The 19,646-nt window shown below is 44.2% G+C and carries 27 protein-coding genes; 13 read left to right on the plus strand and 14 right to left on the minus strand.

The annotated features are described in order from the left end of the window. The first annotated feature begins 254 nt into the window (after positions 1-254). Positions 255-1,019 (plus strand): polysaccharide deacetylase family sporulation protein PdaB, encoded by a 765-nt coding sequence (pdaB, locus tag BTR1S_RS17600; protein WP_006640365.1) that lies wholly within the window; start codon positions 255-257, stop codon positions 1,017-1,019. Between the two features lie 5 nt (positions 1,020-1,024). Here pdaB and BTR1S_RS17605 read toward each other — a convergent pair whose 3' ends face one another. After that, on the minus strand, positions 1,025-1,624 hold the full coding sequence (locus BTR1S_RS17605) for a KinB-signaling pathway activation protein (protein ID WP_006640364.1): 600 nt from the start codon (positions 1,622-1,624) through the stop codon (positions 1,025-1,027). A gap of 113 nt (positions 1,625-1,737) precedes the next feature. Between BTR1S_RS17605 and gerD the strand changes: the two genes are divergently transcribed. Then, on the plus strand, positions 1,738-2,319 hold the full coding sequence (gene gerD, locus BTR1S_RS17610) for a spore germination lipoprotein GerD (protein ID WP_029418427.1): 582 nt from the start codon (positions 1,738-1,740) through the stop codon (positions 2,317-2,319). Positions 2,320-2,370: 51 nt separating this feature from the next. On the opposite strand, the gene salA is transcribed toward gerD, so the two are convergent. The 7 genes from salA to BTR1S_RS17640 all read right to left on the minus strand — a co-directional run bounded on the left by salA (position 2,371) and on the right by BTR1S_RS17640 (position 6,952). After that, a complete protein-coding gene (gene salA, locus BTR1S_RS17615; RefSeq protein WP_029418428.1) occupies positions 2,371-3,426 on the minus strand; it encodes an iron-sulfur carrier protein/transcriptional regulator SalA in 1,056 nt (351 codons plus the stop codon). Between the two features lie 87 nt (positions 3,427-3,513). Further along, entirely contained in the window at positions 3,514-4,227 is a 714-nt protein-coding gene (gene cwlD, locus BTR1S_RS17620; protein ID WP_029418429.1) for an N-acetylmuramoyl-L-alanine amidase CwlD, read from the minus strand. A gap of 81 nt (positions 4,228-4,308) precedes the next feature. Then, on the minus strand, positions 4,309-4,752 hold the full coding sequence (locus BTR1S_RS17625) for a YbaK family protein (protein WP_006640360.1): 444 nt from the start codon (positions 4,750-4,752) through the stop codon (positions 4,309-4,311). 281 nt (positions 4,753-5,033) lie between these two features. Further along, positions 5,034-5,741: a LytR/AlgR family response regulator transcription factor gene (locus BTR1S_RS17630; RefSeq protein WP_255265727.1), complete on the minus strand. Its 708-nt coding sequence runs from the start codon at positions 5,739-5,741 to the stop codon at positions 5,034-5,036. Next, on the minus strand, positions 5,734-5,874 hold the full coding sequence (locus BTR1S_RS22155) for a cyclic lactone autoinducer peptide (protein WP_081723718.1): 141 nt from the start codon (positions 5,872-5,874) through the stop codon (positions 5,734-5,736). Before BTR1S_RS22155 ends, BTR1S_RS17630 begins: the two co-directional genes overlap by 8 nt. Before the next feature lie 213 nt (positions 5,875-6,087). Next, positions 6,088-6,504: an accessory gene regulator B family protein gene (locus BTR1S_RS17635; protein WP_029418431.1), complete on the minus strand. Its 417-nt coding sequence runs from the start codon at positions 6,502-6,504 to the stop codon at positions 6,088-6,090. Further along, a complete protein-coding gene (locus BTR1S_RS17640) occupies positions 6,497-6,952 on the minus strand; it encodes a sensor histidine kinase (protein ID WP_029418432.1) in 456 nt (151 codons plus the stop codon). Before BTR1S_RS17640 ends, BTR1S_RS17635 begins: the two co-directional genes overlap by 8 nt. A 194-nt stretch (positions 6,953-7,146) precedes the next feature. On the opposite strand from BTR1S_RS17640, the gene BTR1S_RS17645 reads away from it, so the two are divergent. From BTR1S_RS17645 to BTR1S_RS23405, 11 genes are all read left to right on the plus strand, one after another. Beyond that, on the plus strand, positions 7,147-7,449 hold the full coding sequence (locus tag BTR1S_RS17645) for a hypothetical protein (protein WP_006640355.1): 303 nt from the start codon (positions 7,147-7,149) through the stop codon (positions 7,447-7,449). 52 nt (positions 7,450-7,501) lie between these two features. Next, positions 7,502-8,422 (plus strand): ABC transporter ATP-binding protein, encoded by a 921-nt coding sequence (locus BTR1S_RS17650; RefSeq protein ID WP_006640354.1) that lies wholly within the window; start codon positions 7,502-7,504, stop codon positions 8,420-8,422. Continuing rightward, positions 8,419-9,126, plus strand: coding sequence for an ABC transporter permease (locus BTR1S_RS17655; RefSeq protein ID WP_006640353.1), 708 nt, complete (start codon positions 8,419-8,421; stop codon positions 9,124-9,126). The genes BTR1S_RS17650 and BTR1S_RS17655 overlap by 4 nt, the downstream gene beginning before the upstream one ends. Position 9,127: 1 nt before the next feature. Beyond that, a complete protein-coding gene (locus BTR1S_RS17660) occupies positions 9,128-9,868 on the plus strand; it encodes an ABC transporter permease (RefSeq protein ID WP_029418433.1) in 741 nt (246 codons plus the stop codon). Positions 9,869-9,891: 23 nt separating this feature from the next. Next, positions 9,892-10,125 (plus strand): helix-turn-helix transcriptional regulator, encoded by a 234-nt coding sequence (locus BTR1S_RS17665; RefSeq protein ID WP_006640351.1) that lies wholly within the window; start codon positions 9,892-9,894, stop codon positions 10,123-10,125. A 24-nt stretch (positions 10,126-10,149) separates the two neighbouring features. Further along, positions 10,150-11,055 (plus strand): ABC transporter ATP-binding protein, encoded by a 906-nt coding sequence (locus BTR1S_RS17670; protein WP_029418435.1) that lies wholly within the window; start codon positions 10,150-10,152, stop codon positions 11,053-11,055. Further along, the gene (locus BTR1S_RS17675) at positions 11,052-11,750 is read left to right on the plus strand and encodes an ABC-2 transporter permease family protein (RefSeq protein WP_006640349.1); all 699 of its coding nucleotides are present in this window, start codon (positions 11,052-11,054) and stop codon (positions 11,748-11,750) included. The genes BTR1S_RS17670 and BTR1S_RS17675 overlap by 4 nt, the downstream gene beginning before the upstream one ends. A gap of 1 nt (position 11,751) precedes the next feature. Beyond that, on the plus strand, positions 11,752-12,510 hold the full coding sequence (locus tag BTR1S_RS17680; RefSeq protein ID WP_006640348.1) for an ABC transporter permease: 759 nt from the start codon (positions 11,752-11,754) through the stop codon (positions 12,508-12,510). Between the two features lie 78 nt (positions 12,511-12,588). Next, entirely contained in the window at positions 12,589-13,992 is a 1,404-nt protein-coding gene (locus BTR1S_RS17685; RefSeq protein WP_034325644.1) for a S8 family peptidase, read from the plus strand. 549 nt (positions 13,993-14,541) lie between these two features. Further along, on the plus strand, positions 14,542-14,715 hold the full coding sequence (locus BTR1S_RS23400) for a DinB family protein (protein ID WP_236834668.1): 174 nt from the start codon (positions 14,542-14,544) through the stop codon (positions 14,713-14,715). A gap of 176 nt (positions 14,716-14,891) precedes the next feature. Beyond that, entirely contained in the window at positions 14,892-15,011 is a 120-nt protein-coding gene (locus BTR1S_RS23405) for a hypothetical protein (protein ID WP_255265728.1), read from the plus strand. Positions 15,012-15,320: 309 nt separating this feature from the next. Here BTR1S_RS23405 and rpsI read toward each other — a convergent pair whose 3' ends face one another. The 6 genes from rpsI to BTR1S_RS17720 form a co-directional block, all read right to left on the minus strand. Continuing rightward, positions 15,321-15,713 (minus strand): 30S ribosomal protein S9, encoded by a 393-nt coding sequence (gene rpsI / locus BTR1S_RS17695; protein WP_006640345.1) that lies wholly within the window; start codon positions 15,711-15,713, stop codon positions 15,321-15,323. Between the two features lie 18 nt (positions 15,714-15,731). After that, positions 15,732-16,169 (minus strand): 50S ribosomal protein L13, encoded by a 438-nt coding sequence (rplM, locus tag BTR1S_RS17700; RefSeq protein ID WP_003178393.1) that lies wholly within the window; start codon positions 16,167-16,169, stop codon positions 15,732-15,734. A 161-nt stretch (positions 16,170-16,330) separates the two neighbouring features. Then, the gene (gene truA / locus BTR1S_RS17705) at positions 16,331-17,074 is read right to left on the minus strand and encodes a tRNA pseudouridine(38-40) synthase TruA (protein WP_006640344.1); all 744 of its coding nucleotides are present in this window, start codon (positions 17,072-17,074) and stop codon (positions 16,331-16,333) included. A gap of 10 nt (positions 17,075-17,084) precedes the next feature. Beyond that, positions 17,085-17,882, minus strand: a complete 798-nt coding sequence (locus tag BTR1S_RS17710) for an energy-coupling factor transporter transmembrane component T family protein (RefSeq protein WP_029418437.1) — start codon at positions 17,880-17,882, stop codon at positions 17,085-17,087. Then, a complete protein-coding gene (locus BTR1S_RS17715; RefSeq protein ID WP_006640342.1) occupies positions 17,879-18,748 on the minus strand; it encodes an energy-coupling factor ABC transporter ATP-binding protein in 870 nt (289 codons plus the stop codon). The genes BTR1S_RS17710 and BTR1S_RS17715 overlap by 4 nt, the downstream gene beginning before the upstream one ends. Then, positions 18,724-19,569 carry an energy-coupling factor ABC transporter ATP-binding protein gene (locus tag BTR1S_RS17720; protein ID WP_006640341.1) on the minus strand — a complete coding sequence of 282 codons (846 nt, stop codon included), beginning with the start codon at positions 19,567-19,569 and terminating at the stop codon, positions 18,724-18,726. The genes BTR1S_RS17715 and BTR1S_RS17720 overlap by 25 nt, the downstream gene beginning before the upstream one ends. Positions 19,570-19,646: the final 77 nt, after the last annotated feature.

Genomic DNA, 19,646 nt, shown 5'->3' on the forward strand with positions numbered 1-19,646 from the left:
TCATTTCCGCTTCATTTAGCGGCTTTAATAATATAACACCAAGCTCACTTTATTGTCAATAACTTTTTTTAAAATTATTCATTGGAGCTTTTTCATGTCTGCTGTTCATCAGCGACGATTAATAATATACCATGGGTCATCTTATGAAGTCAACCATCTTTTTATTTTATTTCTAAAGATGAATAATTGTTATGTTCTATTTTAAACAAGCATAAGATGAAAACAAAGCAGCATGGACAAGGAGGAGTTTTTCAGTGAATCATTTTTATGTGTGGCATATAAGACGTGTAAAGCAGCTGATCATTATTTTAATTGCCGCATTTGCTACAGCAAGTTTTTTTTATGTCCAAAACCTGATTCCTCTTCCCGTGTTTTCATCAAACGGAGAGGCAAGGGCGGTTTATAGAGGAGATTCGGACACAAATGAGGTTGCTCTTACATTTAATATCAGCTGGGGAGATGAAAGAGCGTTACCTATCTTAGATACATTAAAAACAAACGGAATCAAAAATGCCACTTTCTTTCTGTCCGCTTCCTGGGCAGAACGCCATCCGGACGTCGTGAAAAGAATTCAAAAAGACGGCCATCAGATCGGAAGTATGGGATATGCTTACAAAAACTACTCTCAAATGAAGAAAAGCGACATCAGGAAAGACCTGATCAAAGCGCAGAATTCCTTTCAAAAACTCGGAATCGAGGATCTCACGCTGCTCAGACCGCCGACAGGCCAATTTAATAAGGATGTTCTTGACGTTGCAAAACAATACGGTTACACAATCGTTCATTATAGCATTAATTCCGATGACTGGATGAACCCCGGTGTTCAAAAAATCGTCCAAAATGTCAATGGAGCTGTGAATGCCGGAGACATCGTCCTTCTTCACGCTTCAGATTCTGCAAAGCAAACTAAAGAAGCCCTGCCTGAGATTGTTCATCATCTGCGAAGCAAAGGGCTTAAAAATGTAACCGTCAGCGAGTTAATCGCAAATACCGATGCAAAGTCATCCGAAGTAAAGTAAAAGATCTATGAACGGCTAATGAATTTTGGCAGCATTAATACCTGAAAAGCATTGCAGGCTAACAGAGGAAGCAGCATTAAATAAAGCCAGTCCTCTTCGTTCACTCTTAACGCCGGGAACCATTCCATGACCGTATAGACGATCATTAAAAACAATGCGGAAACAAATGTTTTCTTCGAGGACTGTTTTTGTTTCATATAGGCGGCTATCATCCCGATGATTAATATAAATAACGGCAGCCATATATACGGTATCATTGATCCGCCATCCGCTCCAAAAAACAAATAGCGCAAATACGCCAAATCAAACAGGACAAATACAATCAGAAACAGCTGGATTGAATTCCATAAAGAGTGAGATCTGAATATTTCCAGCGCAAATCGGTGGATCGTCAAAAAAATAACAAATCCCATTTGGGCGATGACGCTGAAAATCATGCCCACACCGATAAACCAAAACAATACAGAAAGAATCTCCAAAACCTCAAACGATAGAAACAGCTCCTTGTATCTTCCCCATTCAATGGCAAAACCGACAATGCTTGTCGTCAGCGCTCCTACTCCTAAAACAGAAAAGAAAAATCGAACGAGATTACGGCTTTTCATTTAGACTTTCCAACCCCTAAGTTATCGCTTCACGATGCGATATTTTGTTATGCATAAATTTATGAAAGACATTCATATTAAAAGTAAGACGAGTTATCGAAAGGAGCTTAAGCATGTTAAAACCCGCAATGCTATGGATAAGCTGTTTTTTGTTCCTATCTGTAACAGCTTGTGCTCCCAAGGACCAAGCAGCTGAGATGGACTATGATGAAACCAAAAAAATGGTTGTCGATATATTAAAAACAGATGACGGAAAAAAAGCGATTCAAGAAATATTGAATGATGACAAAATGAATGAAACGCTTGTGATGGATGAAAAAACGGTCAAAGAAACGGTTGAAAAAACGCTGACTTCCAAAAAAGGAACTGAATTTTGGAAGAAGGTTTTCGATGATTCGAAATTCGCTGAAGGCTTCGCCAAAACGCTTCAAAATGAGCACGAAACTGTGCTTAAGAAGCTGATGAAAGATCCGGATTATCAGAAAATGCTGATGGGTGTCCTGCAGGATCCTGAAATGGCGAAAAGATACGGCGATCTCGTCAAAACCAGGGAATTTCGAACCCAACTTCAGCAAGTCATCACAGAAACTCTTGCAAGCCCTCTTTATAAAAAACAATTTGAAGAAGAGCTGAAAAAGGCAGTTGAAGAAAGCGTCAAAGACGAAATGAAAGGCGGCGGGGATAAACAAAGTTAAAGCACCCGCCACAAGCTTCTTCCTTGGAAGAAGCTTGTTTACATATTTTCCTTATATGCTGATGCTTTCATCAATTTTTTTGGCGATATCCATATAGATAAGACCTGTCGGGTGGGTTTCATCATATACTGACGGTGCAAAATCGCTGTCATCCCAATCCGGCTGCTTTAACGGGATTTTCCCCAATAAAGGAACGCCAAGCTCTTCGGCCAGCTTTTCTCCCCCGCCTTTGCCAAATACATACTCTTTTTCACCTGTTTTGGCGCTTTCATAGTAAGCCATATTTTCGACGATTCCCACGATGTCATGGTCGGTCTGCAAGGCCATGGCCCCTGCTCTGGCGGCGACAAAGGCAGCGGTCGGATGCGGAGTGGAAACAATGATTTCCTTGCAGCTCGGAAGCATTGAATGAACATCAAGGGCCACGTCTCCCGTACCAGGCGGAAGATCTAAGATAATATAATCGACATCTCCCCATTCCACTTCATTAAAGAAATTGTTCAGCATTTTTCCAAGCATCGGACCTCTCCAAATGACAGGCGCGTTGTCTTCAACGAAAAATCCCATAGAAATAACCTTGACGCCAAACCTTTCAACAGGTATGACCTTTTCGCCTTCTATTGTCGGTCTGACGGTGATTCCCATCATATCAGGCACGCTGAATCCGTAAATATCAGCATCAATTAACCCGACTTTTTTTCCGATCCGTGCAAGGGAAACAGCCAAATTGACTGAAACAGTCGATTTGCCGACACCGCCTTTACCGCTTGCAACCGCTAAAAAGACGGGCTGATTTTCCTTGTTCAGCAATGTCCTGTCCCCTTCGGGAGCGGATTGTGCATATTTCACAACAATTTCTTCCGGCAGCTCTTCAAAACGCAGGCCTACTGTTTCGGCTCCGGCTTCCTTCAGCCTTGTCACGATCTCCTGCTGCAGCTGCATTTGTTCGGCAGATCCCGTTTTTGCGAGCGCCACTTTTACGCTGACATGCTGTTTTTCAGGCTTTACTTTGACGTCTTTGACAGCAGCAAGCTCTTTAAGCGGCTTTTGAAGAAAAGGCTCGTACAAATCGCCGACTATTTTTTTTACATCGTCTTCTCGCATCATTGAATCTCACCCTCTGTTGTATTCGTTTACAAAATAAGTATAGCATATCTTTCCTTATAGTGTCTTTGACGTAAAAAGAAACCCTCCTTATTCAGGGGGGTCTCTGTCTTCTGTAAAGTAACGGAGCACGCCTTTATAAATTGACGCTGCGATCTTGTCCTGATATTTGGGCTTTGCCAGCTGTTTCGCTTCTTTCGGGTTCGATAAAAACCCGATTTCAACAAGCGCTCCCGGTTTTTTTACATTTTGCATCAGATAAATGCCATGAATCCGTTTTGCTCTCCGCTCCGTATTTTCAAGGTTGTGCCTTAATTCATCCTGAATAAACTTGGCTGCCCGTTCGTTTTCTTCATACTGCCCGTAGAAAAAACTTTGGGCGCCGCTCCACCGCGCTGAAGGAATCGCATTTAGATGAATGCTGAGATAAAGGTCGGCTTCCGAATTATTGATCATATCCACCCGCTTCCGCAAATCTTCAGCTTTTCTTCGGCTGAGTCCTTTCGTTTCTTCGAGCGCAAGATCATGATCATCTTCCCTTGTCAGCAGCACCAAAGCACCCTGCTCTTGAAGATAATCTCTGATTCGCAAAGAAACTTCCAGCGCCACGTCCTTTTCGAGAATTTCTCCGCTTGTAGCGCCCCCGTCAGGGCCCCCGTGCCCTGGATCAATGTAAATGATTTTTCCGCTTAACGGCAGATTCCACGACTTCCATGAACCATCATTATTGAATTGATACTGAAACAAACATAATAAAACGACAAAGCCGAGCAAAAACCCGAGCCATTTTATTTTTTCTTTCATCCCTTTCCCTCCCGCTTGTCCTTAATACAAGATATGGGACAAGGAAAGGAAATATGATTCTGGTTCGGCGATCCGCCCATTTTATCTGAGGCGGAGCTTGATGCGTTTTTCCCTCTCGCTGAAACCTTCCTTCCACCAGGTTTGGATAAAGTGTTCACAGGCATAATAGAGCCCTTCATGGGAAATTGTAATATTGAAAGCCTCCGACCAGCTCAAGGCGTATTCATAAAGTTCATGCAGCAGCTGTTTTTCTTCTTGTTCGGAACGTGTCATTGCTTTTTGGACGGACTCTCCATAATAACCGAACTTCCCGAATTGAGCGCCGAGCAAATATGCTTCAATCGCAAAATCAATACAGCCGTCATATAAAATATCCGTATGTTTTGAAAAAAAATGAATTAGAGGAGTGAAGCATTCCTCTGCAATATTCATGATTTTTTCAATCGAGAGCTCCCGCAGAAGCTTCTTTTCCAAATTCATCTGTTTCTTTTGTTTCTCATTCATAAAGGATAAAACAACTCCCATAACACCGCCTCCTTTTTACCTTGTATTGTGCAATTAGGATCGGAAAATCATGCTCAAGCGGTGAAGGGAAACAGAGGAAGAAGCCGAAAATATTAGGAGAGGTTAGTTTCAGCTCATTTATGCGCGCCATCCAAAAAGTGTTCTGCAAAGGAAAATCAGTTTTTAGTCTTTTCTTCTTTTCAATACTTGTTTAATCATCTATCCAGCAGCATAAATAAAGGCGCAATGATCGATTGGCTAAATCGATTCATCGTGCCTTGTATCAAGCAAAAGTTTTACTTTTATATCACCGCGGTGAGAAGTTCTTTGAGCTCACGGTATTTGTTACGGCTCACATTGATAATCTTTTTGCAGTTTTTAATTTTTAGATTATACGACTTCATGTAGGTGTCTTGGATGATTTCCTCAATCTTATCCAACGGAACGAGGAAAGACTGATGGGTTCTAAAAAAGTTGCTCCCTTTAAGCATTTCCTCAAGTGTCATCAAACATTGACTTGACTTAATAATCTTTCCATTTTCAAGATTTATGCAGGATTTTCTCCCCACCTTTTCAATATACAAAATGCTGTCTACATCTACGAGATGGATTTTGCCGCTAGAACTGATGCCTATCTTTTTATTGTTTCTTTTTGAAAAAGCCTTATGATTTCGAAGAAGCTCTACAGCTGATTTGAGTCTTAAAATGTTAATCGGTTTGACTAAAAAATCAATAGGATAAAACTTATATCCATCCAGAGCGTATTCTGTGTAGGAACTCATGAACATGATGCTGATACTGGGATAATACTCTTTCAGATATTCAGCTAAATCGAAACCGCTTGACTGCTTCAGATTGATATCGATAATGACCAGATCGACTTCATTCACAGACTCCAGGTGGGAAATCAACTCGCTTATTTCTCTTGTGATTAATTCAAATCTAGCATGACTGATGCTGTCCGAAACCTCATTGAAGAAATCAAGAATATCTTGATCATCATCAATCACGCATATTCTTACCACTCTTTAAATCCTCAGGCAATTCCGGTTCATAAGCAAACCAGAAACAGCTGCTTAGTGAAGTAATTGAATTGAAAAACAAAGCGGATACACCAATCAAATAAGTAATAAATTTCACCATATCCCTAGTCCCCTTTTATTTTTTATTAAACCTCTTATCAAAAGATAAGATGATTTTATGCCATGAGTCAGTCAAGGTAATGCTTTGCATGATCATTGCGATCCAAATGCCGTATTGAAGCTGGCTGTCAACCAAAAGGCTGACCAGCATGAGACCCAGAAAAACGCCAATCGACCTATATTTAATCTTTGTTCTCTGTTGAGGACTGAATACCTACATCTTTTTATGCAGTTTCGGTGATTTTTTTAAGATAATGAAAAATGACAAGACAATCAGGCCAATCAGCATCCATTTCATCCCCCGGGAGAAGTGAAAAGCAAATTCTATGGATATGTACGTGATCACCATAATTTGAAACGTGCTGAAAAATAAACAGGAGTAATAACCTTTAAAGTGGCTTCCCCCTGAAAACATTCTCAAAAATCCGCCCGCCGACAAGATGACCATGGCTTGTATCACGCAGTCAAAATAACAAGCTATAATAAATACCAGCAGTATTTGATTGATGGCGGCAAGCATCCACTCAAGCCCGTATCGTATGCTATCTTGCCTACTACGAAAATCAGGGTTGTAATAAATGATCTGTTCCGAAATTTTTTTTGACAAGTAATTGGGTGTGAACTTAACCATCGCCTAACTCCTTCGGAATCCTGACTTTGAAGACGATCATCCTATCGATGATCTTCGGAAAGATGAATCCTTGATGCTTCTCAACGACTGATTTAACGATATGGAGGCCATATCCCCTTCCCTTCTTGCCTTTCGTAGAAAATCCTTCTTCAAAAATCCGATCTACCATCTCAGCGAACCGCTCTACGTCTCCAAAGTTGCCTACATCTATTCTGTAGTAACCTTCTCCGGAATCAATCTGGACATATACTGTCCGTTCTGGAATATCACCGAGTTCTTTTATGGCTTCCACTGCATTCATAATCAGGTTTCCAAATATTTTATTTGTTTCAAAAAGCTTGCATGGAAAATCCCTCAGACTATCGCTGATTTTATAGTGAATACAAATATCTTCCTTTAAGGCTTTATCCTTATACGAAAGGAGCAGGGCGCTGAGCGCGACAATCATCGAATCGGGCACACACCATGAGTTGCTGAAAAAGTCCAGTTTCTACAGTGAATTCTATAAAGAAATGATTTCATAACACGCTCTTGGATCGTCAAGAAGCGTGTCTTTTTCTAAAATTCGTAAAGCAAGCTTTACAATAAGTGAAGTATACTTTACAATTTAACTGAAATAACTAATTATGGAGGATGATTACCATGAATATCGAACAGATTGCGGTATACGGAAATAGTATTGGAGGAGTGGTGATCCTCGCCTGCCTGGCAATTATCTGGATAGTATCGAAGCGTATGGGCAGGGATGAACGGTCAGAAGCAATTTTCCTAAGAGTCTACTCCTCTATGTTTTATGTGCTTGCAGCGCTTATCGCACTGAGTATTTTCTTCGGATTCGGCCATGACATCAGTGGACTAATGTATCAAAAAATAACGTCATTAATGTTTGCACTAAGCGTAATTTTCGGTACTATCTATCTGTTCATTTTGAAAAGAAAGTACTGATTCCACATTTGACGAATAAAACAAGGAAAAATGCGATCAAGGGGATGAAAAAATGGATGAACATCAATATATTCTGGAAACGAGACAATTAACCAAAACATACCGTAAAACAGATGTTGTGAAAAACGTGAATTTGTGCATTCAAGAGGGAGAAATTTATGGCTTCCTCGGTCCAAACGGTGCGGGAAAAACGACGACGATTCGCATGCTGCTCGGACTCATCAACCCGACAAAAGGCGAAACGAGAATCTTTGGGAAGGACTTGAAAAGCAATCGGCTCGACATTCTGCGAAACGTCGGTTCACTTGTGGAATCGCCGTCATATTATCCTCATCTCACAGGCGAGGAGAATCTGGAGGCGATCCGGAAGATACTGAATGTTCCGAAGTCTAATATTGACGATGTGCTTGAGATGGTCAGATTGACGAAAATGGCGGACAAGAAAGCGGGAGAATATTCGCTCGGCATGAAGCAGCGCTTAGGCATAGCTGCAGCGCTGCTCGGATATCCGAAACTCGTCATTCTCGATGAACCAACAAACGGATTGGATCCGGCGGGAATCCTTGAAATACGCGAGCTCATCCTCAGACTGCCGTCCGATTACGGCATTACCGTCATGATCTCCTCGCATTTGCTTTCTGAAATTGAACAAGTAGCCACCCAGGTAGGAATCATCGCCAACGGAGAAATGCTCTTTCAAGACGCGATCGGAGAGCTCCGTTCGAAGGCCGATACAAAGATTGTATTTTCGACAAGTGACACGGACGGGGCGTTAGACATTTTCTCGCGTGAGGGCGTAGAGGCAGTTAAAACACAGCGCGGCCTGATGATTGAGGACAGGACTGATATGGAAATTTCCCGGCTCGCCAGAAAACTCTTTGAAAATGAGATTGACATCTTCCGAATTTACGACGAATCGAAATCACTTGAAGATATCTTCCTCGACATAACTAAAGGGGGAGAAACACTGTGATCTCTGAACTGTTGAAATCTGAAATTCTGAAGATCAGAAAACTGACATGGGTAATCGTCATTTTCGGCCCACTCGGAGTCGTCGCGATGCAAGGGGCCAATTATGCGCTCCGCTTTGATTACCTCATGTCGCGGAACCCGGATAAATGGCTGTTCCTGCTTGAAAACATCCATGCCTACTGGCCGCCTGCCCTCCTTCTCGGAACAACGATGATCAACTCGCTGCTCGCGGGAATGGAACATCATGCAAATATGTGGAAGAAACTCTTTTCCCTCCCCGTTAAACAATGGAAAGTGTACCAGTCCAAGATTATCATCATTATCACCATGATGCTGATCTCGACAGCTATACTTCCTGCGGGCACATATGTGCTCGGCAGACTGCTTGGATTTTCGGAGACATTTCCGCTCGGGGATGCGTTGATGATGAGCTTTTATACATTATTTGCAGCACTACCTTTCGTTTTTTTACAGTTTTGGCTCTCAGTGAAATATTCCAATCAAGGAATCGCTTTGACAATCGGCATCGCAAGTGCAGTGTTTATCATGTATGCTTACGGACTGCCTGAGTGGATGCCATGGAAATGGCCATTGTTAATAGATGGTATAGGGAAAAGCACCCTCTCAGTCATAAAGGGATTGGCCGTGGGACTGCTCATCTATTTATTTGCCTTGTTATCCCTATCACGAAAGGATGTCGCATAGTATGTTCTATCAACTATTGAACTCGGAGTGGCTGAAACTAAAAAATTCAAAAATCTGGTTTATCGTGCTCTCCAGTCCAGCCCTTTCCGCTGTCATCGGTTTTTTCCCGCTCTTCAGCATTGGCTCGAGCAAATGGCTTGCACTGAGCACACAAATGATCCTTACGCACAGTGCGCTGTTTTTGCCATTGTTGACAGGTGTACTTGCCGCTCTACTGTGCAGTAACGAGCATGCCCACGGCGGATGGAAGCAGCTGTTGACCCTGCCGGTGAGCAGGGTTCAAGTGTACGCTGCCAAATATGTCATCATCATGATCTTGCTGCTATTCACGCAGCTGTTTTTCCTGATCGGCGTCTGGTTTGTGGGAAGCGTTCAAGGATTCGGCTCTCCGTTCCCCTGGTACAGCCTGGTCATGAGCTGCCTTATGGGATGGCTGTCGTGCCTTCCGCTTGCCGCCCTTCAGTTTTGGCTTGCGACCTATTTTAAAAGCTTTGCCGGTCCAAGCACCGTCAATGTAATGCTGACATTGACGGCTATCCTCATTGCCAACTCGGAGCTGTTGGGACCTCTTTATCCTTGGTCTCATCCAATGCTCAGCATGACACAGGCTTTTTCAGCTGCTATGGGCGGAGATGCTGGCTTTTTGGCGAATGAATCAGCTTTTTATCCGACGCTGATTGTCAGCTTCGTTGCATTCATCGGCGGCGGTGCTTTATATTTTCACAAAAAGGAATGGACATAGAAATTGATCAATGGGGGACAGGTATGAATGCAGAAAACAAACAGAAAAAAAAACTGACGAACCGGCTTCCGGAATGGCGGGCGCGCACCAAGATGACCCAGCAGCAATTAGCGGAACGGGCAGGTGTGAGCAGGCAAACAATCATCTCAATTGAAAAAATGAAATACACCCCTTCCCTCACGCTCGCATTTGAAATTGCACATGCGTTCGGCTGTTCGATCGATGATGTATTTGAATACAAAAAAGAAGATGTGTAACGAAATAGAAAGGAGCGACGATTCTTGATCATCGAAACGAAAGGCGTGACGAAAACATACAACCGCATCGATGTCGTGAAAGATGCCGGTTTGCTGGTTCCGGAAGGAGAAGTATACGGATTCCTCGGTCCTAATGGCTCAGGAAAAACAACGATGATGCGGATGTTGATGGGCTTGATCCGCCCCGATTCCGGTGAGATTCTTGTGTTTGGAAATAGAATGCCTGATAACCGGATTTCAATTCTAGCCAAGACGGGCGCCCTGATTGAAAAGCCCTCCTACTATGAACATCTGGACGGACGCGATAATTTACGTATACTGGCCACCCTGCGCGGAATCTCAGACAACAGGGCTATCGACTGGGCGCTTGAAAGAGTCGGTCTGCACCGCGTCGGGTCTAAAAAAGTAAAGTCATATTCACTCGGCATGAAGCAGCGGCAAGGCATTGCCAGCGCGATTCTTCACAACCCCAGGCTCCTGCTGCTCGATGAGCCGACAAACGGATTGGATCCTGAGGGGATCCATGAAATACGGGAGCTAATCCGCGAACTGCCGAAAAAAGAAGGTGCCACTGTTCTTGTATCGAGCCATCTTCTTGGAGAGGTCGAGCAAATGGCAAATCGGATAGGTGTCATTTACCATGGAAACCTTCTGTTTCAAGGAGAAATGGCGACATTGCTCTCCGATCAAAAATCTAGTTGCATCATCCGCTCGACTGAAAGCGGAAAAATCATCGATATTCTGCGCGAACATGGCTTAGAGACCCGCATTGACCGGGCCGAGCAAGTGCAAGTTTCTGGAGCAGTAAAAGACAAAATAGAAGGCATTTTGATTGAAAATGAAATAACCGATTTTCATATAAACGAATCTCCAGGGACGCTGGAAGAAGCCTATCTACAGCTAATCCGTTCCTCCGAGGTGTCTGTATGAAAAGCGTTTTTGCAGCCGAGTGGCGGAAACAAAGGCCGGCAGCCCTCCTGCTGCCATTATGTTCCGGACCGCTCCTGATTTTTGCGGCCTGTTGGACAGTGATGCTCTATTTGACAAAAAACGGGCGAACCGCGGAACAGGCCTTCACCGTCCTTTATGAGCTTTGCACCTTGACTTGGAGCTATCTCATCATCTTTGTGGTGATGATGTTCACCTTGTTAGTGAGCGGGGTTGAGCACAAATCGGGAATGTGGCCCGTTCTCCTTTCCACTCCGCATGCAAAGTGGAAGCATTTTTTTGTAAAAGTTATTCTAGCCACCTTACTTGTCCAGCTATTCGGTTTGATCCTGTGGCTGCTGATGGGCGGACTAGGCTTCATATTCGGAGAGACATTCCCTGAACCATTGCTCTACACGGCATTTCTGTTTGCACTTCCTTTTGTTGTCTTTCAGACGTCTGCATCAGTCGTGGTTGAAAATCCGTATATTTCCGTCAGCATCGGGATGGCGGTTTTCCTCTTTCATGCTGTGCTGCCTTATTGGTGGCTCCCATGGGGGCCGCTTGCTGAACTGTTGCAGGCCGGAACACAGGCAAACAGCTTATTACCAGTTCTCATGCTGGTGTCGACACTGGGGTACGGCATGTTATCTTTACTGACTTTTTACCAAAAAACTTTTTCTTCCGGAGGTGAGTGAAATGGCAAGCTTTCAGCAGGCGTTTTCGGCAGAATGGATCAAAATTAGAAAAATGAAAATCTGGCTGATGATCATTATCCTAGTTGCCCTGCCTGTCATCTACGGATGGATTATTCATACAAAAATCATGATTGGAAAGTACGATTACAATGAGGCGAATTCTTGGCAGATGCTGCTGATGATGACCCAGATGTTTTATGGTACGGTCTTCTTTCCGATTATCATCTCCCTGATTACGGGCACAATGTCCAAATACGAAAAACAAGCAAACAATTGGGAGCATTTGCTGATGATTCCTGCAAAGGGAACAGTGTTCTTTTTAAGCAAGATGGCTTGGACCGTAATCATCATTCTGTCCGCACAATTGCTGATGTTCGGTTTGCAGATTGTCCTTGGCTATGCTTCTGGATATACGGACCAAATCCCGATAGGCACTTACTTATCGGCCGTAATCCTTGGAACGGCCGGGGCAATCAGTCTCGGAACGCTACTGTTCTATTTTTATCTGCGAATGAAATCCGCTCGGACGGCCCTGATGATCAGCATATTCTTAAGTTTCCCCTCCTTCTTGGCCTTTTCGAACAATACGGACTCGTTGATTCCAGTCCTTTATCCATGGGCACTGCCGCTCTATGGGATGACAAATGTATATGCCGGCACCGACAGGCTGGCAGTATTTTTTATCGTCTGCGTCGCGATGACAGCGATCTTCTCGCTGCTCAGCATTAAAAAGTTGAATAACAGAACCTTTTATTCATGATAGCCTGATAAAAAAGCCAATAAAAACTACTAACTTCTCGGCGAATTCAACATGTACGGTAGGCTGGGAGGAAAAATCATGAACATAAAACGAATTCACATATTATTATTGTGCCTGCTCGTCGTGATCGTCTTTGCCCTGCCCGAGCAGGCTTCCGCTAATAACAGTCAACTTGATAGATATACGATTTACCTAGAGAGCCCAGCCCATCACGATGATTGGGTGAAGACACTTATTGAACGAAACATAAAACTTGTATACTCAGTCGAAGAAATCGGGCTTTATCAGATAGAAGGCAGACAAAAAGAGGTTCAAGAACTGGCGGCTGAAATAAACTACATAAACAGCCATAACCAATCTGTAGCCATGCAGCCTGCCTCACTGCATAACACTGCTCCGGCGGAGGCGACGATATTTGGGGGCACCCCTACTCTATGGGACGACTTCCAATGGGATATGAGAAAAGCGACCAATAATGGACAGACTTATCAAATCACCGAAGGAAGCAAAAACACAATCGTGGGTATCATTGATTCCGGAATTGACATGAACCATCCAGATTTGAAAGAAAACATCCTCTCCGTCCGAAACTTTGTGCCTAAAGGGGGACTGAGAGGACAGGAACCATATGAAAAGGGTGATATAAACGACAGCACAGATTACCTGGGACACGGAACATTTGTAGCCGGTCAAATTGCGGCAAATGGATTGATGAAAGGGATCGCACCAGAAACAGGAATCAGATCTTACAGAGTATTCGGCGGGAAAAGCGCTGACACAGTCTGGATTATTGATGCGATCATCCAAGCGGCGATCGATGATGTCGATATTATCAACGTCAGCTTCGGTACATTTCTTGTAAAACAAAATCGGAAGAACAAACAAATGCCTGATACGGATGATCTGGCTGAAATTAAAGCTTTTAAAAAAGCAGTCTCGTTTGCCCATAAAAAGGGCAGTGCCGTTGTAGCCTCAATTGGAAATGAAGGCCTTGACTTGAAAGACAAAAATGCCGTATTTGAATATTGGCGAAGTACCAAACAGGAGGACTTATCGGCAGACGGCAAAGTCATTTTGATTCCGGCCCAATTGCCGAATGTCGTCACCGTTTCCTCAATAGGTCCAAGCGGAATGAGATCCGTCTTTTCCAATTATGGAAAAAATGTCGTCGACATTGCAGCCGATGGAGGCGATCTCCGTCTTTTAAATGAAGTGGGCGAGGATCGATATTACGGAGAAGGACTGTTCAGGCAGGAATACATTCTCGGTGCAGCTCCCGGAGTAACCTATACATTCTCAATAGGCACTTCGATCGCGGCCCCAAAAGTATCCGGCGCTCTGGCCCTTCTGATTGATCAGAAACAATTGCATGACAAACCAGACAAAGCTGTTAAAATCCTGTTAAAAAATGCTGATCGGAACGCTGACAAAATAGACACCGGTGCGGGAGTATTAAATGTCTATCGAGCATTGACTGATTGAGTGTGCGAAACTAAAAAGTTTCCCCCTTCCCTTTGAAAAAGCAAAAGAACTCATCGGTTCTTTTGCTCTTTTTATAGCTGGACCATTATTTTAAGCCCGTTTTCACACATCATCCGGGGGCTATACCCTCTCGCTGCCCTCCCTCTCCTCAACAGCCTCAATAAACGTTTACAGCTCCGCTAAGAGGTCAAAGGACCAAGCACAACCAAAACCCATTAAACCATTTTCAGAAGGCTGAGAACCGTCTTTTAAAGGCTTTTCTATGTCTGCTATCTTATACAATCGTCGTGGCCTCCAATCAAATGATTTGAGAGCATTTAACATGCTATATTTACGTTTTTAAAACTGAGGTGCACGGGTACGTTCTTTTATTCGCATTGCGAGTCAGAAGTCGAGCGCGTTTTTAGAATTGAACGGTATTCCGGATCTGCTTCAAGTAAAAATGAAAAATAAACGCCGGAAAATCCAATTGACCAGTTTCCTTTTATGCAGTTTGAAGCCGATTTTCAGAAGAAGGAAAAGTCCGAACAGATAAAGAGAGGTGAGGCAATGAATGGATTGTTTCAATATAATTGGCAGGTTCGCAATGAAGGGTTTGACTGGTGCTTGCATCAGTCACAGGAGGAACTCGAAAAGAGGCGTTCAGGCGGTATGGAGAGCATTTTGATAAACCTGTTTCATATTGTCGATGTTGAGGTGAGCTGGATCTACGCCATTTTATAAAAGCCGGACTTCAACCCTAATTTTTCCGATTACAAGACGATTCAGCAAATCATTGAAACATATCGCCCCGAAGAAGTTGAAAACGTGGTTTTCGAATTTACCAGCGCAGCCGAAAAAAACTGGTTAAAGCGTCTTGGTCTGAAGAAGCATACACGTAAGGTGATATTTTAAGGCACTTGATCGCCCATAAAATTCACCATATCGGACAAATTTCTGTCTGGGCAGGGGAGATGAACAGTGTTCCGGTATCCGCTTCGTATGTAGAACGGCGGATTTCTAATGATACACGTGAATGAGGAGAGCTAAAGAAATAGGCTCTTGGTTGAGATGCCGCACTCATTACTGCTCTCCAAACCTGCTTCATAATAACGGGTGCAGCTGTGAAAAAGGTGCATTTAGCTAATAAGAATACATCGGATATTAAATATACCTAAATGAAGCTTCATCTTCACAAAATAACAATGGGTAAGTATTAAGGAAGTCTAGCAGCGCTTAGTTCACTCTGATATACAAATCCCACTAAAAGAAAAAAGGTGTGGTCAAAGCTCTTTTCAGACATAAAAAACCCCCAAGCATAAAGCTTGAGGGTCTTTGAAACGCCATAATTAACGTTTTGAGAACTGAGGTGCACGGCGTGCGCCTTTGAGTCCGTATTTTTTACGCTCTTTCATACGTGCGTCACGAGTCAGAAGACCGGCACGTTTTAGAGTTGAACGGTATTCCGGATCTGCTTCAAGCAAAGCGCGGGCGATACCGTGACGGATTGCTCCAGCTTGACCAGATAAGCCGCCTCCATGTACGTTTACTAAAACGTCATAAGTACCAGCTGTTTCAGTCAAAGTCAATGGTTGTTTGATATCTTCAATTAGAGCTGCAGATGGGATGTGTTCGCTGATTTCACGATTATTAACGACGATACGGCCTTCTCCTGGAACTAAACGCACACGCGCTACAGAGCTTTTACGACGGCCAGTACCGTAATATTGAACCTGTGCCAAATTGGTAACCTCCTTTAATTAACCGCGAAGTTCGTAAACTTCAGGTTTTTGTGCTTGGTGTGGATGCTCAGAACCACGGTATACGTTCAATTTTTTGAACATTTGACGACCTAGAGAACCTTTTGGAAGCATGCCTTTGATCGCAAGCTCAAGCATTTTCTCAGGGTAGTTCGTACGCATTTCAAGAGCTGTTCTTGATTTTAATCCGCCTGGATGCTGAGTGTGGCGGTAGTAGATTTTGTCCGTTAACTTTTTACCAGTTAACTCGATTTTTTCAGCGTTGATGATGATCACATGATCTCCAGTGTCAACGTGTGGTGTGTAAGTTGGTTTGTGTTTTCCGCGAAGGATAGATGCAACTTCTGTAGAAAGACGTCCTAGCGTCTTGCCAGCAGCATCAACAACTAACCACTTGCGTTCGATATTACTTGCGTTAGCCATAGGTGTTGTACGCATTAAATTTCCCTCCTAAATGGATCTGCCATTTTCAATAAACTTCAATTACGTTCTATTTCAAAACACAATAAGTTTCCGGGGCTTATCGTGGGGTTGAAATACATACCATATGATATCTTATAACTTTCTGTACTCGCTGTCAAGAAAATGTTACACCTGGTTTAGTTGTCATAGATGACGTTCCATAAATACAACCCATGAGCCGGTGCAGTGCGCCCCGCCGCATCGCGATTTTTGGCAGCGATCATCTTTTCGATATCATCGGGTAAAAATTTGCCGGTACCGACATCAAGAAGCGTTCCGGCAATAATTCTGACCATGTTGTACAAAAATCCGCTTCCGACGATCCGCATTTGCAGACCGTCTTCGGTTTCAGACCATTCAAGCTCATATATCGTCCTGACTTTGTCCTTCACCTCGGTTTTGGCCGTGCAAAAGCTTGTAAAATCATGGGTGCCGACTAAATGTTGTGCTGCTTTTTCCACCATTTGCAAATCGAGCTCATATGGAACATGATATGCATAATGCCGTTTAAACACATTCAGGTGTCTGCCCCTGTAGATCATATACCGGTATTCCTTTTTTTTGGCGGAAAATCTCGCGTGAAATTGATCATCGACGGCCTCCGCTTTGGTTACCGCTATATCATCCGGGAGAAGGGCATTTAAAGCATACGGCCATTTTGTTTCAGGGATGGAGAGCTGGGTGTCAAAATGAATCGTCTGTCCGACCGCATGAACACCGCTGTCTGTCCTTCCGGATGCCACGACAGGGATGCGCTCCTTTGACTTGTGGAGGGTCTTTAACGCCCGTTCCAGCTCGTCCTGAACGGTTCTTTGCCCCGGCTGCACCTGATAGCCGTAAAACAGATGCCCGTCATATGAAATGGTGCACTTCATTCTCATCACATATCACCTAAGTCCGCAAGAGGATTAATAAAACGGCAAGAGCGGCTAACAAGAGGAGAACGGAAGTATCCTTCCATTTCCACGTCAGCTGCCTGTATTTCGTGCGGCCTTCCCCTCCCCGATAGCCGCGCGCTTCCATGGCCGTCGCCAGTTCTTCGGCTCTTTTAAAGGCGCTGACAAACAGCGGCACCAGAAGGGGCACGATCGCCTTGACGCGGTCTTTCAGCGGGCCGCTTGTGAAATCTGCGCCTCGCGCCATTTGCGCCTTCATGATCTTATCTGTCTCTTCGATAAGGGTCGGTATAAATCTCAGCGAAATGGACATCATTAAAGCGAGTTCATGAACGGGAAGCTTCAGCTTTTTAAACGGACCGAGCAGATGCTCAAGCCCATCGGTTACTTCGATCGGTGTCGTCGTCAATGTTAACAGCGTCGTGATGACGATCAAATAAATAAACCGAAGCGAAATAAAAATCCCCTGAACAAGTCCCTGCTCATAGATTTTAAACAAGCGAAGATCGGCGACTACGGGCCCTTCTCTTGTCATTAGGATGTGGAGCAGAAACGTAAACAGCACGATCCAGACAACCGGCTTCATGCCTTTTAAAAGGAAGCGGACCGGCACGCCTGATAAAGCGGCCGCAAGAACCGTGAACACGCCAAGCAAAGCGTAGGTTAATGCATTGTTAGCAAAAAAAACGATAAAGACAAAAAGAAAAATGGATAACAGCTTCGTACGCGGATCAAGACGGTGAATGACAGAGGAACCCGGGACATACTTGCCGATAATGATACTGTCCATCATAGGGCATTTTCCTCCTGAAAGAGAGCTTTGATTTCAGAAGCTGCGTCTTCAATCGTCAGGATGGGCGCTTTGAACGTAATGCCAAGCGTCTCTTCAAGCCGTTTTTGAAACTTAATCGTTTCCGGCAGATCAAGACCGAAAGCGGCTATTTCATCCCTTTTGGAAAAGATCTCCCGCGGGGTTCCTTTGGCTTTTACAGTGCCTTTATGCATCACGATAAGCTCATCGGCGTAGGCTGCCGCATCCTCCATACTGTGTGTGACAAGAATCGTCGTCAGCTTTTTCTGCTTATGAAGATCATAAAACATATCCATGATCTCTTTGCGGCCTCTCGGGTCAAGACCTGCAGTCGGTTCATCAAGAACGAGAACCTCGGGTTCCATCGCCAGCACTCCCGCGATTGCCACGCGTCTCATTTGTCCTCCGCTCAGCTCAAACGGTGACCGGCCTGACACCTCTTCAGGCAAGCCAACCAGATTCAGCATATCCCACGCCTTTTTTTCCGCTTGTTCCTGGCTCATGCCAAAATTAACGGGACCAAAGGCAATATCCTTCAACACCGTTTCTTCAAAGAGCTGGTGCTCCGGAAATTGAAAAACGATGCCGACTTTTTTTCTGAGGGCTTTGAGCTGTTTGTTCTTTTTGCCCGCTTCAATTACGTCGTCGCCAAGCCGAATCTGTCCTTTCGTCGGCATTAGCAGCCCGTTCAGATGCTGAAGCAAGGTTGATTTTCCCGACCCTGTATGCCCGATAACGGCGACATACCTTTCTTCCTTGATCACGGCATTGATGTCGTAAATCGCCAGGCGTTCAAATGGCGTTTTCATCTGGTATCGGTGTTCTACATCTTTGATCGCAATGTCCATAGCTCATTCACCAATCCTTCTTGTGTCAGATGATCGCCCTTTACAGCAAGCCCCTTTTCTTTTAAGAGCTGGCCGAGCTGATAGGAAAAAGGCAAGTCCAGTCCGATGTCAATCAGGTCTTTGTTGAGGCGGAAAACTTCCTCCGGAGAACCCTCGGCATATTTCTTTCCGCCGTTCATGACAATGATCCGGTCCGCTTTCGCCGCCTCGTTTAAATCATGGGTTATTGAAATGACTGTCACCATTCCTTGGTCTTTTAACCGTCTGACCGTTTCCAGCACTTCTTCTCTCCCCAGCGGATCAAGCATTGAAGTGGCTTCATCAAGAATCATGATGTCAGGCCGGGCGGCAAGCACTCCCGCAATCGCAACACGCTGCTTTTGTCCTCCTGAGAGATGGTGCGGCTCTTGATCGAGAAAGTCCTGCATGTTTACCTGTTTAACAGCCCAATCCACCCTTTCCACCATATCTTCTCTTGGAACTCCGTTGTTTTCTAAACCAAAAGCCACATCATCGCGAACGGTTGTCCCGACAAATTGATTATCGGGATTTTGAAACACCATGCCGACTTTTTTTCTGACATCCCAGACCGTATCTTCCGTCAGCTTGATGCCGGCGACTTCAATCGATCCTTCATCAGGCAGGATCAGGCCGTTCAAAGTACGGGCAAGCGTCGATTTCCCGGAACCATTGTGCCCGACAATCGCCAGCCATTCCCCTTTTGAAACATGAAAAGATACATGATCAAGCGCAGGTCTTTCCGCTTCTTTTTGATAACGGAAGGTGATATCCTCTACAGCTATTAATCGCTCTTGATTCATTTGCCCGTCCGGCCTCCTCTCATCTAAAAACTCCGCTGATCTGACTAGTCGTTCAATCTAAAAAAAGGGCATAGATC

Origin of the sequence: Bacillus sonorensis NBRC 101234 = KCTC 13918 (genome assembly GCF_001592005.1) — a bacterium.
Taxonomy (GTDB): domain Bacteria; phylum Bacillota; class Bacilli; order Bacillales; family Bacillaceae; genus Bacillus; species Bacillus sonorensis.